Origin of the sequence: Nonlabens sp. MB-3u-79 (genome assembly GCF_002831625.1) — a bacterium.
GTDB lineage: Bacteria > Bacteroidota > Bacteroidia > Flavobacteriales > Flavobacteriaceae > Nonlabens.
Genome location: NZ_CP025116.1, coordinates 734,320 through 747,678, shown reverse-complemented (window position 1 = coordinate 747,678; position 13,359 = coordinate 734,320). Strand labels below are relative to the sequence as shown.

General features: G+C 36.4%; 16 protein-coding genes. 9 read left to right on the top strand and 7 right to left on the bottom strand.

The genetic code is table 11. The annotated features are described in order from the left end of the window. The first annotated feature begins 8 nt into the window (after positions 1-8). The 4 genes from hemA (at position 9) to CW736_RS03305 (ending at position 3,453) form a co-directional block, all read left to right on the top strand. Positions 9-1,262: a glutamyl-tRNA reductase gene (gene hemA, locus CW736_RS03320; RefSeq protein ID WP_101012560.1), complete on the top strand. Its 1,254-nt coding sequence runs from the start codon at positions 9-11 to the stop codon at positions 1,260-1,262. Between the two features lie 19 nt (positions 1,263-1,281). Beyond that, entirely contained in the window at positions 1,282-1,854 is a 573-nt protein-coding gene (locus CW736_RS03315) for a hypothetical protein (RefSeq protein ID WP_101012559.1), read from the top strand. 4 nt (positions 1,855-1,858) lie between these two features. Next, on the top strand, positions 1,859-2,812 hold the full coding sequence (hemC, locus tag CW736_RS03310) for a hydroxymethylbilane synthase (RefSeq protein WP_101012558.1): 954 nt from the start codon (positions 1,859-1,861) through the stop codon (positions 2,810-2,812). A 107-nt stretch (positions 2,813-2,919) separates the two neighbouring features. Then, positions 2,920-3,453 (top strand): 3-hydroxyanthranilate 3,4-dioxygenase, encoded by a 534-nt coding sequence (locus CW736_RS03305; RefSeq protein WP_101012557.1) that lies wholly within the window; start codon positions 2,920-2,922, stop codon positions 3,451-3,453. Positions 3,454-3,523: 70 nt separating this feature from the next. Here the strand turns inward: CW736_RS03305 and CW736_RS03300 are convergent, their stop codons facing one another. The 4 genes from CW736_RS03300 to pheS form a co-directional block, all read right to left on the bottom strand. Continuing rightward, positions 3,524-4,048 (bottom strand): fasciclin domain-containing protein, encoded by a 525-nt coding sequence (locus tag CW736_RS03300; protein ID WP_101012556.1) that lies wholly within the window; start codon positions 4,046-4,048, stop codon positions 3,524-3,526. Between the two features lie 256 nt (positions 4,049-4,304). Next, on the bottom strand, positions 4,305-4,703 hold the full coding sequence (locus CW736_RS03295) for a hypothetical protein (RefSeq protein ID WP_101012555.1): 399 nt from the start codon (positions 4,701-4,703) through the stop codon (positions 4,305-4,307). Continuing rightward, complete coding sequence (locus tag CW736_RS03290; protein WP_101012554.1) at positions 4,700-5,119, bottom strand: GTPase; 420 nt, start codon at positions 5,117-5,119, stop codon at positions 4,700-4,702. The genes CW736_RS03295 and CW736_RS03290 overlap by 4 nt, the downstream gene beginning before the upstream one ends. A gap of 115 nt (positions 5,120-5,234) precedes the next feature. Continuing rightward, positions 5,235-6,254, bottom strand: a complete 1,020-nt coding sequence (gene pheS, locus CW736_RS03285; protein ID WP_101012553.1) for a phenylalanine--tRNA ligase subunit alpha — start codon at positions 6,252-6,254, stop codon at positions 5,235-5,237. A gap of 826 nt (positions 6,255-7,080) precedes the next feature. Between pheS and CW736_RS03280 the strand changes: the two genes are divergently transcribed. The 4 genes from CW736_RS03280 (at position 7,081) to CW736_RS03265 (ending at position 10,531) form a co-directional block, all read left to right on the top strand. Then, a complete protein-coding gene (locus CW736_RS03280; RefSeq protein ID WP_198519333.1) occupies positions 7,081-8,025 on the top strand; it encodes an SPOR domain-containing protein in 945 nt (314 codons plus the stop codon). 26 nt (positions 8,026-8,051) lie between these two features. Further along, a complete protein-coding gene (locus tag CW736_RS03275; RefSeq protein WP_101012551.1) occupies positions 8,052-8,621 on the top strand; it encodes a GNAT family N-acetyltransferase in 570 nt (189 codons plus the stop codon). Between the two features lie 73 nt (positions 8,622-8,694). Continuing rightward, positions 8,695-9,768, top strand: coding sequence for a CNNM domain-containing protein (locus CW736_RS03270; RefSeq protein WP_101012550.1), 1,074 nt, complete (start codon positions 8,695-8,697; stop codon positions 9,766-9,768). A gap of 25 nt (positions 9,769-9,793) precedes the next feature. Continuing rightward, positions 9,794-10,531, top strand: coding sequence for a hypothetical protein (locus CW736_RS03265; protein WP_101012549.1), 738 nt, complete (start codon positions 9,794-9,796; stop codon positions 10,529-10,531). Here the strand turns inward: CW736_RS03265 and CW736_RS03260 are convergent. The 3 genes from CW736_RS03260 to CW736_RS03250 all read right to left on the bottom strand — a co-directional run bounded on the left by CW736_RS03260 (position 10,512) and on the right by CW736_RS03250 (position 12,732). Continuing rightward, positions 10,512-10,793, bottom strand: a complete 282-nt coding sequence (locus CW736_RS03260) for a hypothetical protein (RefSeq protein ID WP_101012548.1) — start codon at positions 10,791-10,793, stop codon at positions 10,512-10,514. The two genes, CW736_RS03265 and CW736_RS03260, sit on opposite strands and share 20 nt — an antisense overlap. An 11-nt stretch (positions 10,794-10,804) precedes the next feature. Beyond that, positions 10,805-11,356: a hypothetical protein gene (locus CW736_RS03255; protein ID WP_101012547.1), complete on the bottom strand. Its 552-nt coding sequence runs from the start codon at positions 11,354-11,356 to the stop codon at positions 10,805-10,807. Between the two features lie 101 nt (positions 11,357-11,457). Further along, positions 11,458-12,732, bottom strand: coding sequence for a cystathionine gamma-synthase family protein (locus CW736_RS03250; protein WP_101012546.1), 1,275 nt, complete (start codon positions 12,730-12,732; stop codon positions 11,458-11,460). 161 nt (positions 12,733-12,893) lie between these two features. On the opposite strand from CW736_RS03250, the gene CW736_RS03245 reads away from it, so the two are divergent. Beyond that, positions 12,894-13,322, top strand: a complete 429-nt coding sequence (locus CW736_RS03245; RefSeq protein WP_101012545.1) for a hypothetical protein — start codon at positions 12,894-12,896, stop codon at positions 13,320-13,322. Positions 13,323-13,359 lie beyond the last annotated feature (37 nt).

Below are 13,359 nucleotides of genomic sequence, written 5' to 3'. Positions count from 1 at the left end.
AGTAATTTATGGCCGCGGCAGCAGCAATTTATCATACATTTTATGCAATAGGAATCAGCTACCGTAAGGCAGATGCTGAGATACGCGGTGCGTTCTCCTTAAGTGCAGATGCGATAGATAATTTGTTGGTACAAGCTAAAGCAGAAGGAATTCCATCGCTTGCTGTGATCTCGACTTGCAACCGTACAGAGTTATACGGTTTTGCTCAGCATCCATTTCAGTTGATTAAATTGTTGTGTGAGCATTCTAAAGGAACGGTAGAGGAATTTGAAAAGGTCGCTTATGTTCATAAAAATGAAAAGGCAAACGATCACCTTTTTAATGTTGGTACCGGATTGGACAGTCAGATCTTAGGAGATTTTGAAATTATTGGTCAATTGAAATTGGCTTTCAGGAAATCAAAAGCTCAGCGATTGATCAACCCTTATATGGAGCGGTTGATTAATGCGGTTATTCAAGCGAGCAAACGCATTAAAACGGAGACTGATTTAAGCAGTGGAGCGACCTCAGTGAGCTTTGCTAGTGTGCAGTACATCTTAGAAAATTTTGAAAGAAATTCCAGTCAGCGCATCACCTTGTTCGGTACGGGTAAAATAGGCCGTAATACTTGTGAAAATCTCATCAAGCATACGGATAATAAAGAAATAACGTTAATCAATCGTACGAAGAATAAGGCAGAACTTATCGCTGGTAAATTTGATCTTGTAGTAAAAGATTATGCGCAACTAGAAGAGCAAATAGCTCAAAGCGATATCCTTATAGTTGCCACAGGAGCACAAAACCCTACTGTTTCCAAAGACTTAATTTGCACGAATAATCCTTTATTAATTCTTGATCTCTCTATTCCTAAGAATGTAAAAGAAGACGTAAGAGAGCTAGACAATGTTACTCTAGTGCATCTAGACGAGCTTTCTAAAGTAACTAATCGCACGCTGGAAAACAGGGAGAATTTTATTCCAGAAGCACATGCAATCATTTCTGAAATCCATGCAGAGTTCAAGCTTTGGCAGGAATCACGACGTTTTGCTCCTACGATGAATGCTTTAAAGACAAAGCTTACCACCCTCAAAGCGGCAGAGATTAAAAGTCATCGAACTAAAATTACAGATTTTAATCAAGAGCAAGCAGACTTTATCGCTGACCGAATCATACAAAAAATTGCCGGTCATTTTGCAAATCATCTGCGCGATGAAGAAGAAAATACCGAAGAGGCTATTGATTTATTGAACAAGATTTTTAAGCTGGAAAAGGTAATTTCATAATTAGCGTAAAGCTTTTACAATGTCCATACTTCTTCAAATCCAAGAATTTTTAAATGCTCATTTTGTAAGACTAGGATTTATAATAATAGTGTTCATTTATCTATTTTCATTGGTGCCACAGTGCTCAGGAAGGATGGCGCTGCAAATGATGAGGTACTTCCTACTTACTAATGTCATGCTCATTTGGGTCATCACCTTAGTTCAATTTTTAAAAGTGAATGAGCTTCTTTACTTTGAAAGAGCTACGGGACTTTATGCGGCTATGTATCTAGTAGTGCTATTTTGCAGTATGGTATTGCCATTGGTATTGTTCCATCCTAAGTTGGGTAATAAAGCTTGGGTTTTATTTTTAGTAAGTCTTTTGTCTTGTTCTGGTTTTTGGATGGAACAATTTACTCTGATGATGACCTCGTTACACAGAGATTATTTACCTGCAACTTATACTTCAGGAATAAGCTTTATTCCAAGTTTTTACCTACTAACTATAGCTCAGTGCCTGTTACTTGCCGTTATCTTTGTTCTTACAGGAACTTGGATAAAATGGTATAAGGATAAGAAAATCATTAAAAACCACATTATTAAACAGCAGTAAATTTATGTCTAGAATTATAAAAATAGGAACCAGAGATAGTGAGCTAGCAATGTGGCAAGCAAAAACAGTGCAGTCTCAGTTAGAGGCATTAGGACATCAAACGGTATTACATCCTGTAATATCTCAAGGCGATCTTAATCTTACCGAGCCATTATACGAAATGGGTATCACTGGCATTTTTACCAAAACACTGGACGTGGCTTTGATAAAAGGAGAAATTGATATCGCAGTTCATAGTCTTAAAGATGTTCCTACACAGTTGCCTAAGGGAATGGTGCAGGCGGCAGTAATGGAGCGTGCTTCTTTTAAGGATATTTTAGTGTACAAAAAAGGCTTTCATCCTGATGAGGATATGACAATTGCTACTGGAAGTCTACGCCGCAAGTCACAATGGCTAAATATGTATAGTCATCACAATGTGGTGGATCTACGAGGTAATGTCAATACAAGATTGTCAAAATTACATAGCAACAATGACTGGAGCGCAGCAATTTTTGCAAAAGCTGGATTAGATCGTATAGGTTTGCTTTCTAAATTACGGGGCAATTACGGTTTTGAATATACAGATTTGGATAGTTTTATTTCTGCACCAGCTCAAGGCGCCATGATGATTGCTGCCATGAAAGCAAATAAAGAAGTGCTTCAAGCTGTCTCGGCATTAAACCATCAGCAAACAGCGATTTGTGTGGATATGGAACGGGCCTTCCTACGCGATCTAGAAGGTGGATGTACAGCTCCTATAGGAGCCATTGCGATTGTAAAGAATGATCAGTTATCTTTTAAGGGAACCTTGATGAGTCTCGATGGAAAGCAACGCATAGACGTGAATGATTCCATGCCATGGTTTGATAATATAGAGATGGAAGAATGTCTCGCTTTTGCTAAAGCGCAATCACAAAAAGTTATTTCTCAAGGGGGAGGAGCATTGATGGCTGAGATCAAGCAGTCTCTAAAATAGTACGTACTCCTTATAAAAGTTCTAGGCTGCTACGCTAACAGGTATAAAGAACTTTTGATATTTCCGCGAACAATTCCTTACCTTTAAATTTCTAAAAAGCTATACAAATGCCTATTCAAGCACCTTTCAATCTTAATAAATGGATTGAAGAAAATCGAGATCTTTTAAAACCGCCTGTAGGTAATAAAAACCTATACAAAGATGCTGGTGACTACATCGTTATGATTGTAGCCGGTCCTAATGCGCGTAAAGATTATCATTACAATGAAACAGAAGAACTGTTCTATCAATTAGAAGGAGAGATCGAAGTGCATATTCAAGAAGATGGAAAAAAGCGAACGATGAAATTAGGCCCTGGAGACATGTATTTGCATCCTTCTAATGTACCGCATTCTCCTGTAAGGCATAAAGACTCTATTGGTCTTGTTATTGAGCGCAAGCGTTTAGATATTGGAGCTGTGGACGGTTTGTTATGGTATTGTGACAACTGTAATCACAAGTTACACGAGACCTTTTTTGTTTTAGAAGATATAGAAAAAGACTTTTTACCGAGATTTAAAGAATATTACAGTTCTGAAGAAATGAGAACTTGTGATCAGTGTGGTACTGTTATGGAAACCGATGAAAGGTTTACGGAGTAAGAAACCCATTAAAAAACAAAACCCCAAGCTTACACTTGGGGTTTCTCATTCTTAAAATCTAAGTTATGGGTTACATTTTAGGAAGTAATACGGTATCTATTACGTGGATCACGCCGTTAGTTTGGTTTAAATCTGCTGCAATTACTGTTGCGCTGTTTCCGTTTGCATCAGTTACTATCACATTTCCATCTTCTAAAGATAAGGTAAGCTCTCCTCCGGCTACAGTTGCTACAGTTGCTTCTCCATAGTTATTCTTGATAAGTCCTATAACATCTTCAGCATTAAATTTTCCAGCGATTACGTGATAAGTAAGTACTGCTGTAAGAGTTGCTTTATTTTCTGGCTTCAATAAGTTTGTTACAGTTCCTTCTGGTAATGCATCAAAAGCAGCATTAGTAGGAGCAAATACAGTAAATGGTCCTTCCCCAGTTAAAACACCTACTAAATCTGCAGCTTTTACAGCGGCAACTAGAGTTGTGTGATCTTCAGAGGCTACGGCAGCTTCTACAATGTTAGTTGTTTGTGCATTTGCAATAGATCCTGTAAAGAACACCATTGCGATTAGAGCAAAGCTCAAAAAGTTTAATTTTTTCATAATTTCAAAACGTATTAATTAGTTAGTATTTCACTTAGATTCCCTTAGTGCGCAGACCTTCATAGAACTAACTGCTTTTAACTTCCTATTAACGAGAAAGATCTTTTTTTATGAAAAATTGTGAATAATATGATATAAAGCCCCTTTTAAAATGGTCATAAAGCCATTTTAAAGCAGGAAAAACGCTGAATCAACAGAAATCGAAAATGCTATTTTCACAAGAAGGAAAACAAAAGAATATAAGCTCAGAACAGTATTATTTCAATAAAACACCTTCTTGATCCATCACAGGTAATTTATTAAATGCCTCCTCAGAAATGCTAAATGGAGCAGCCGTATATACGTGATCGTATAATGTAGGTCCTATAAAGTAGGTAAGTACAAATTCGTTTTCAAAAGCAAACACCTCTTCCATAATCAGCTCTACTTTCATAGCTGTTTTTGCAGCTATGAATTTAAAAGCATGCCGGAAGGTAGAGGTTTTGCGACCATCTTTATGTTTGCCGCGACTTATAATCATTACTGATTCTAAAGGGTCAAGACTGTTGTTAATTAGGTATACCAACCAATCATGGGAAGTGAAATCTTTATCCCATTCTTTAACAACAGCAATATAAACGTCTTTTACTACGGGTATAATAATGTCTTTTTTCATGCTTTCAACCTTTCTTGAATCGTTTCAATGAGCGCTTCTGTGTCTGTAATCAGATTCATTTCTTCAGTGCTTAAAAATATGTCCATACCAGAATTGGTGCCAAAACCATCATTGTAATCCTGCTCCTCATCTCTCACGCTCAATAAGATGGGATAACTGTATTTAGGCAACCACTTGGACCAGTATTGTTTTTCAAACTCATCTTTATGAAGGAATTCCAACTTTAGGTCGGGGAACGTAGTTGCTAGGCTTTCGCGAAAGCGTACCCACAATTCATTTTCTTTAAATACACCAAAAGTAAGGTCACATAGTTGACATTCGTAGGTGCCTGGACTTACGATTTTGTGCGCACTATCCAGAAGTGAATTCAGCTTTCCGGAGTTGGCATTGTAAACAAAAATGAGTTTAGAAATCATGTTACCAATTTAATTTTAAAAGGTCGTGTAAATAAATGGAATCCTTTTTTTAACTCCTACAAGTCGGAAAAAACCAATTTAGATACTGGATATAACTGAAGGTAAAGAGAGAAAGCTATAGTGCGTTAGAAAACTGCTTCAAAAAGCGCACATCATTTTCAAAAAACATACGAATGTCGCCTATTTGATATAATAACATCGCAATACGTTCTACACCCATACCAAATGCAAAACCACTGTATTCTTCAGGGTCTATACCGCAATTAGTTAGTACGGCAGGGTCCACCATACCACAGCCGCCTATTTCGAGCCAGCCAGTTCCTTTAGTAATTTTGTAGTCAGTTTCTGTCTCTAGGCCCCAGTAAATATCAATCTCTGCACTAGGTTCTGTAAAAGGGAAATAGGAAGGTCGCAAGCGTATTTTAGATTTACCAAACATTTCTTGAGTGAAATATAACAAAGTCTGCTTCATGTCTGCAAAACTCACATCTTTATCAATGTATAGACCTTCTACTTGATGAAAAATACAATGTGCACGAGCACTTATAGCCTCATTACGGAAAACACGACCTGGTGAAATAGTCCTAATAGGTGGTTTGTTATCTTCCATATAGCGCACTTGCACGCTGGACGTATGGGTTCTCAAAAGCACGTCTGGGTCTGTTTGTATAAAGAAGGTGTCTTGCATGTCTCGCGCTGGATGGTGCGCTGGCAAGTTGAGAGCTGTAAAATTATGCCAGTCGTCTTCGATTTCGGGACCTTCACTGACATTAAAACCTATGCGAGAGAACACATCTATTATTTGGTTTTTTACAATAGAAATGGGATGTCTCGCACCTATTTCCATAGGGTAACCCGAACGAGTAAGGTCGCCATAAATTCCAGCTTCTTCTTCTTGAGATTCTATACTTTCTTTAAGAGAACTTACTTTTTCTTTAGTAAGTTCCTTAAGTTCATTTATCGCCTGACCGAAGGCTTTCTTTTGCTCATTAGGCACTTCTTTAAAGGCATCAAAAAAGTCTTTTAATAAGCCCTTTTTACCTAAATATTGTATTCTGAAACCCTCAATTGCCTCTTTAGAATCGGCTTTGAAGGCTCGCACCTTATCAATATGTTCTTTTACTTTGTCCAGCATGGTCTCCCGTTATAAGCTGGCAAATTTAATCATTTTTAAGGTTCTTTCTAATCATATGTCGTTTTGAATTCTCGTAGTCCTGATAAATGTACCTCATTAATAAAAACACAGCAAAATCGCCGAAGCTATTCCATATCCAGTGTGTTCCCATATACAGAAATTCGATATTAAACTTTTTATTCATTGTTCTAAAGGAAACGGCGGTAACTCTTTGAGATAGGAAGTGTTTTAGCAATGATATGGAGTCTGATAATGGCAAGACCTAACATCGTTTTTCCCCACGAGCTATTGGAGATTTGAAAATGAAATAAAGCGAACAAAAAAAGCAGAAAAGAACAATCGGCATCCAATCTAAAATCAACTAAAATCCATGAATACGACTGGCGTGATAAACAGAATCACCTACAAATCCGCCAAAAAAAAACAGGAACACAAAAAGGTAAAAACCATTTTTTCTTCACCTTAGTGATTAAAATGCTAAAATAAGATTGCTTACAGTATAGGAAGGCTCCGCCGGAAATCTTCCCATGTGGGTTTCTTTGTAAATGGGGCCGCTATTGTTTACCCGTATGAGCAAGTTAGTGATCATAAAGGGCTTTTGCTTTGTCGTTAAATAAAATAAAATTATTTTTTTTGGGTTAAATGAGTGTAAAAGTTCAGCTTTTACACCTAATGAAATTGAGCGTAAATGCCTATTTTTAAATAAAAATAGAAAGCAGAATCTTTAGCTCAGCATTAATTACATAAAAACTCCTGAGATTCTTAATAACTAGTTGGTCAAAGTGGTTGATCGTTTTATTTAAATTTTTATTTTTGTTATATGCAAATGCAAACTTACATATCAGATTTATTGTACCGACAGGAGTGTGTTGTCATTCCAGATTTTGGTGCGTTTATTTCGCGCCGAGTTCCTGCTCAGCATTTTGCAAGTAGCCATACCATATATCCGCCTAAAAAAGGCTTGAGTTTTAATGCTCAAATCAAACAAAATGATGGATTGTTAGCTAATTATGTAGCCAGTGCTGCTCATCTTTCTTATGAAGAAGCTGTTCAAGAAATACGTAATTATGTGCGATTTCTAGATCAGGAAATAGATGATAATGGCTCTATTACCATTCATAAGGTGGGTAGATTTTCCCGCAATGAAGAAAAGGCATTGCAGTTTACTCCTATGTACTTGGTTAATTATTTGCCAGAGGCTTTTGGTCTTTCTTCTCATGAAACTTTTGCGATAGACCGCATTCCAGTTGCTCCAGAGGTAGTGTCTAATAAAGAGCTTAGTGATGATGTCCCTGTTGCTGTGTTAGAAATCCCCAATACTAATTATGGTTCTTGGGTGCGCTATGCTGCGGTAGGTGCAGTTCTCTTAGGTCTTAGTTATGCAGGTTTTAGCGGTTATGTAGAACAAGTAGAAAAAGATGCTCTAGTTGTAAATCAAATGGCAGATGAGCTGGTAGATGCAAAAATAGAAAGCGCTAGTTTTCTTATCAGTGATCCACTACCCAGAATTAATATAAATGTAGCTCCCTTAGAAAGAACATACCATGTGGTTGCTGGTGCTTTTAGAATTTCTGAAAATGCAGATAAACGTGTCGCTCAATTAAAGCGTAAAGGTTTTGATGCAAAACGTATAGGAGTTAATAAGTACGGTCTTCACAATGTTGCTTTTTCCAGTTTTGTAGAACGTAATGACGCGATTAACGAGCTCCATAAATTAAGAGCACTTGGTTTTGATAAAGCTTGGTTGTTTACAGGAAAACTACCTAAATAAAATAATCCATTTCACATTTTACTACAATGAATTACCTTCTAAAAGGAGAGAAAACCTTGCGCACTACATTTAGACTTTTAAAAAAAGAGGACTTCGTTACATGGCTGCCTATTTTTAAAGAAAAAGACACCGCTAGGTTTCTAGGAATGAAAACTGGACTAACAACAGAGCAAAAATGTAATAAATGGTTTGAAAAGGCTTTTTGGAGGTATGAGAATTGTAGTGGTGGTATGAATGTCATGATTCATCAAGAATCCAAAAAATTTGTAGGGCAAACAGGTTTGCTTATTCAAAAGGTAAATGGGTTGCGACGACTTGAAGTTGGTTATTCGATTTTGCCAGAATTTTGGAATCAGGGATATGCAAAAGAAGCTGCGGCAAGATTAAGAGATATTGCATTTGAAAAAGCTTATGATAAAGATTTTGGAAACAGCCTTGTTTCTGTCATTCACGAGGAAAATACAGGCTCTATACAGGTAGCACTATACAATGGTATGACCTTAGAGGCTCCTCTTAAAGATGATTCTAATCCAGAACGATTTTTTGTTTATTCCATTTCTAGAGAAGAATGGGAAGCTTTAAAGAATGATAGATAAGTAAGGTCTTAGCAACAAATTAATATTCAAAGAAATAGAATAGTCTATTTTTACAAGAATAAATTAATTAATTATGGGATTACTTATTACCTATATAGTCATTTCAATATTTATTTCTTTTTTATGCTCCATTTTGGAGGCAGTGCTTTTGAGCGTTACTTCTACTTTTATAAAAGTAAATGAACAAGAAGGAAGGTCTTATATAGGGTCTCTTAAATCATTAAAAAAGGATGTAGATAAGCCCTTGATTGCAATTCTTACTTTAAATACTTTAGCACATACGGTAGGTGCTATTTTGGTAGGTGTACAAGCTGAAAATATGGTAAGTGAGAGTGGTTATAACAGCAGTTATCTGGGCATTCCTTTTGTGGGAATAGTTTCTGGTATAATGACCGTTTTAATCCTTGTAGTGTCTGAGATTATTCCTAAAACTATTGGTGCTACCTACTGGAAAAACCTTGCTGGTTTTACCACTGCCGCTTTGAATTTGATGATTTTCCCTTTAAAATGGTTAGGTGTTTTATGGATTTTACAGCTGACTACTAAGGCAATAGGAAAAAGCGCTCACATGAATACGATGACTCGAGAAGATTTTGTTGCTATTACAGAAACGGCCGAGCAGGAAGGGGTTTTTGCACCTAGCGAAGGTCAGTATATTAAAAGTTTGATGAATTTTAATAAGATCGAGGTAAAGGATATCATGACGCCCCGATCGGTTATGTTTATGGCTCCTCAAAGCATGAAGATTAAAGACTTCTTTGAGCAAAATCAAGATTTGAGATTTTCCCGTATTCCTGTTTTTGGTGAAAACCGAGATGATATTAAAGGTTATGTCCTAAAAGATCATATTCTAGCAGACATCATTTATGATAAACCAGCAGATACCTTAGAGGACTTGAGGAGAGAAATAGCTATGGTTCCAGCAAACTTACCTATACCTAAATTATTTGAAACTATGATTGCTAGTAAAGAACACATGGCTCTCGTTGTGGATGATTACGGAAGTGTTCAAGGGGTTGCGACTATGGAAGATGTTATTGAAACCATGTTGGGTCTTGAAATTATGGATGAAAGTGATAACGTAGAAGACATGCAACTGCTCGCCCGTAAGAACTGGGAAAAGCGTAGTCGAAGTTTTGTAAAATAATCAATTATATATAGTCTAATTACCAATGATATATTACCTCACCCTTGCTTTACAAGTATATTGCTGTTATGACGCTTATAAAAACAGAAGAGAGATCTATTGGTACGCCATTGTTTTATTTCTGCCAGTAATTGGATCGTTGATCTATTTATTTATGAATGTCTTTATCAATAAAGATGCTCAAGGAATAAGCAACGAGATCACCTCTACCATTAACCCTTCTAAAAGAATAAAGGAGCTCACTGAAAAGGTGGAGTTTTCAGACACTTTTGCAAACCGGGTAGCGCTTGCAGACGCCTATTTTAAGAGAGAAGAGTATCAAGAAGCGCTACTTAATTACCAAACGGTTTTAGATGGCCCTCACAAAAATGACGTGTATGTTCAAGAACAACTAGTAATGACAAATTACTATTTGAAAAATTATGAAAAGGTTGTGGCAGTTGCAAAGTCTCTTAAAGCCAATTCAGAATTCAGAGCGTCTAAAATCTTATTTTATTTAGGTTTGTCTTATAAGGCTTTAGGGAAATTTAATAATGCAGAGAAAAATCTTAGAGCGCTTGATTTACGGTATTCTAATTATCCAGAGCGATTGGTATTAGCTCAATTTTTATTAGAACGAGAAAAACCAAAAGAAGCAAAAGAATTGGTAGAAGAATTGCTTTCCGAATTTAATTACATGAGTAGTCCAAACGCAAAATTACACAAAACTACTTTTGCAGAAGTAAAAAAATTGAGTGACACTATTATATTGAATCACAAATAAAGGCTGTTTTTAAGTCTTTATAAGCAGCTACAGGAATTAAAGTGGCATCCTTTAAAATAAAACTTTCATCTGCCATTTCGAGAACCTTATCATAATAATGATCGCTTATAACTATTCCTTTACATGGCTTTACTTGTGTAATAATTTGTCGGACACGTTCTATTTGAATAGGTCCAATCATGGAAAAGGGCTCGTACAGCAAAATAAATGGTCGCTCAGAATGAATAACCAGTAGTAATTCTAAAAACCTGCGTTCTCCCATAGAAAGCGCATTTACTTCTTCAAAGACTCTAAAATTTCCTGATAGCTTTTTGTATTATCAGGATGGGTTTCTAAATATTCAAATACTTGTGAGATCACATTTTTTGAAGCGCCCAATTCCTGAAAAACTTTGACATCCTCATTCCAGTTTTTTAAATTTCCTTTTCGAGTTGCAAGGGTTTCTGATAAAAAGGTGATTTTCTTAACTTGTATAAAACCACTTGTCGCTTTTATTTTTTCTATTTCAGTAAATAGATCTTCAAAGCTCATTTGCTCCAGTTCTTTTTTTTGGGTCATCTTGCGCAACATGGCTGACATGGATTCCATGCGGGCAAAAAATTTCACATCAAAATCGTCTAAACCACATTCTTTCAACCTTGCGATTTCTTTCTTTAATGAAGATTCATCTTGAAAACTTCCATCTATTAGAAAATCTAATTTTTTATCTAATAAACTTTTACAATTATCAGTTAATGGAGTTGCTAGGCTAACAACTTGTTCTTGTGCAGTACTTAAAAAAGCAACACTTATAAACAGTAATAGGAGAGGTAATCTTAATTTCATAGTATAGTAACGGGGCTTATGCAAAGTTCGCATAATTAGGACCAAAGAAAGTGTCAAAGAGCACTTTTTCTCTTTAAAACACTTTTCTCAGATCATAGATGTTATTCTGCCATAGCATGTTCGTTTACAGCAACTTGATCTAATGCTTGAGAAACATCCCATATTAAATCTTCATAATTTTCTACACCTATAGATAATCTTACCAGCGCATCAGTTACTCCTATGTTTTCTAGATGTTGTTCGTCCACGCCTGCGTGTGTCATGCTTTTAGGATGTTCTGCAAGGCTTTCTGTCCCGCCTAGACTCACGGCAAGTTTTACAAGCTTTAGAGAGTTGAGGAATTTAAAAGCTTCCTTTTCACCACCTTTAATACAAAAACTAACCATGGCACCTGGACCAGAGCATTGTTTTTTGTAAATCTCGTAATTGCGAGTCCCTTCTTGGATAAGTCCTAAGTATTTGATTTGAGCTACTTTCTTGTGGTCTTTTAGGAAATTGGCTACTTGAATAGCATTAGCTTGCATAGCTTCCATTCTTATTTTCAAAGTTTCTAGACTACGCAACAACATCCAGCCAGTGTGAGGTGACGCCATATTCCCTAGAAAGGTACGCAGTGTTTTCACACGCACCATCAACTCAGCATTTCCTAAAACTGCTCCAGCGATCAAATCACTGTGCCCGCCTATGTATTTAGTGGCGCTGTACATCACCAGATCAGCTCCGTGTTTTAAAGGGTGCTGCCATAGGGGTCCCATATAAGTATTATCTACAGCAACAATTACTTTTTCTTCTGTTTTAAAACGGTCTACCACGCGACGTATCATTTCTATGTCTATAAGTGCATTGGTAGGATTTGCAGGGGTCTCCAGATGAACATGAGTTAACCGGTCTGCATGACCTGAATTTGCAATAGTTTCATATAATTCATCTTCTGTCATTTCAGAGGTAAAGCCTAAAGTATGAACGCCTATTTTTGGAAGGAAATGATTGATAAAATGATCTGTACCTCCGTAAGTAGGAGAGCTAAATAACAACAAGTCTCCAGGCTTTAAAAATTCTAAAAGAACCGTAGAAATAGCACTCATTCCGCTCGAAAAAACGGCGCAATCATCTGCTTGATCCCAAAGACGCAATCTGTTTTCTAGTACTTCTAGATCTGGATTGTTAATACGACTGTAGATCAACCCCATTTCTTCACCAGGAAGTTTCTCTCTTTTACCGTAAGCCAACTCAAAAAAGGCTTTTCCTTCTTCTGCGCTTTTAAAGACAAACGTAGAGGTTAAAAATATAGGACATTTTATAGCTCCCTCAGATAGTTCTGGTTTATAACCATAAGACATCATTAGACTTTCTGGTTTCATAGATCGGTTGTTCATGATTCTGGCTGTTTTTGCATGCGCAAGTTAATTTTTTTTGACAACTCAAACGATTTCGAAGGCTAATTTTATCAACACCTATTTTTAATAGGACCAAAATAGGAATTGACTTTTGTTGACTTTTTAGTAACTTTAAGCTCTTATTATTAAAACATTATGTTATGACTTATTCTAATCAACCTAAAATAGGATTCTGGATTGTTGCAATTTTTTTTCTACTGTGGAACCTTATAGGATTAGGTTTTCTAACTATAGAAATACTTGATCCAGAATTGGTAACTGATCTTATGAATGAAGAACAGTTAGAACTTTATAATAATAGACCTTCTTGGTATCTTTTTAATTATGGGATAGCCATTTTTACAGCTCTTTTTGCTAGTGTAGCCCTGCTATTTAAGCGTAAAATGGCTGTTTTACTTTCATTGATTTCTCTAATAGCGATTTTTATTTCTACGGGATATCATTTACGGACTGGAGCGTGGAACATGATGAATGTATCAGATCAATTCTTTTTTATCCTGATTCCTTTATTGGGATTGTTATTATGGGCTTTTGCTCGTAGCTGGCGATCCAAAGGCTGGCTGTCGTAGAGGGGGTATTATACCAATTTATCTTTCAAACGCCGCA

Bases quoted from the DNA above. Each gene is read 5' to 3' on its own strand.
- hemA (WP_101012560.1), top strand. From the start codon at position 9: ATGGCCGCGGCAGCAGCAATTTATCATACATTTTATGCAATAGGAATC.
- CW736_RS03315 (WP_101012559.1), top strand. From the start codon at position 1,282: ATGTCCATACTTCTTCAAATCCAAGAATTTTTAAATGCTCATTTTGTA.
- hemC (WP_101012558.1), top strand. From the start codon at position 1,859: ATGTCTAGAATTATAAAAATAGGAACCAGAGATAGTGAGCTAGCAATG.
- CW736_RS03305 (WP_101012557.1), top strand. From the start codon at position 2,920: ATGCCTATTCAAGCACCTTTCAATCTTAATAAATGGATTGAAGAAAAT.
- CW736_RS03300 (WP_101012556.1), bottom strand. From the start codon at position 4,048: ATGAAAAAATTAAACTTTTTGAGCTTTGCTCTAATCGCAATGGTGTTC.
- CW736_RS03295 (WP_101012555.1), bottom strand. From the start codon at position 4,703: ATGAAAAAAGACATTATTATACCCGTAGTAAAAGACGTTTATATTGCT.
- CW736_RS03290 (WP_101012554.1), bottom strand. From the start codon at position 5,119: ATGATTTCTAAACTCATTTTTGTTTACAATGCCAACTCCGGAAAGCTG.
- pheS (WP_101012553.1), bottom strand. From the start codon at position 6,254: ATGCTGGACAAAGTAAAAGAACATATTGATAAGGTGCGAGCCTTCAAA.
- CW736_RS03280 (WP_198519333.1), top strand. From the start codon at position 7,081: ATGCAAACTTACATATCAGATTTATTGTACCGACAGGAGTGTGTTGTC.
- CW736_RS03275 (WP_101012551.1), top strand. From the start codon at position 8,052: ATGAATTACCTTCTAAAAGGAGAGAAAACCTTGCGCACTACATTTAGA.
- CW736_RS03270 (WP_101012550.1), top strand. From the start codon at position 8,695: ATGGGATTACTTATTACCTATATAGTCATTTCAATATTTATTTCTTTT.
- CW736_RS03265 (WP_101012549.1), top strand. From the start codon at position 9,794: ATGATATATTACCTCACCCTTGCTTTACAAGTATATTGCTGTTATGAC.
- CW736_RS03260 (WP_101012548.1), bottom strand. From the start codon at position 10,793: ATGGGAGAACGCAGGTTTTTAGAATTACTACTGGTTATTCATTCTGAG.
- CW736_RS03255 (WP_101012547.1), bottom strand. From the start codon at position 11,356: ATGAAATTAAGATTACCTCTCCTATTACTGTTTATAAGTGTTGCTTTT.
- CW736_RS03250 (WP_101012546.1), bottom strand. From the start codon at position 12,732: ATGAACAACCGATCTATGAAACCAGAAAGTCTAATGATGTCTTATGGT.
- CW736_RS03245 (WP_101012545.1), top strand. From the start codon at position 12,894: ATGACTTATTCTAATCAACCTAAAATAGGATTCTGGATTGTTGCAATT.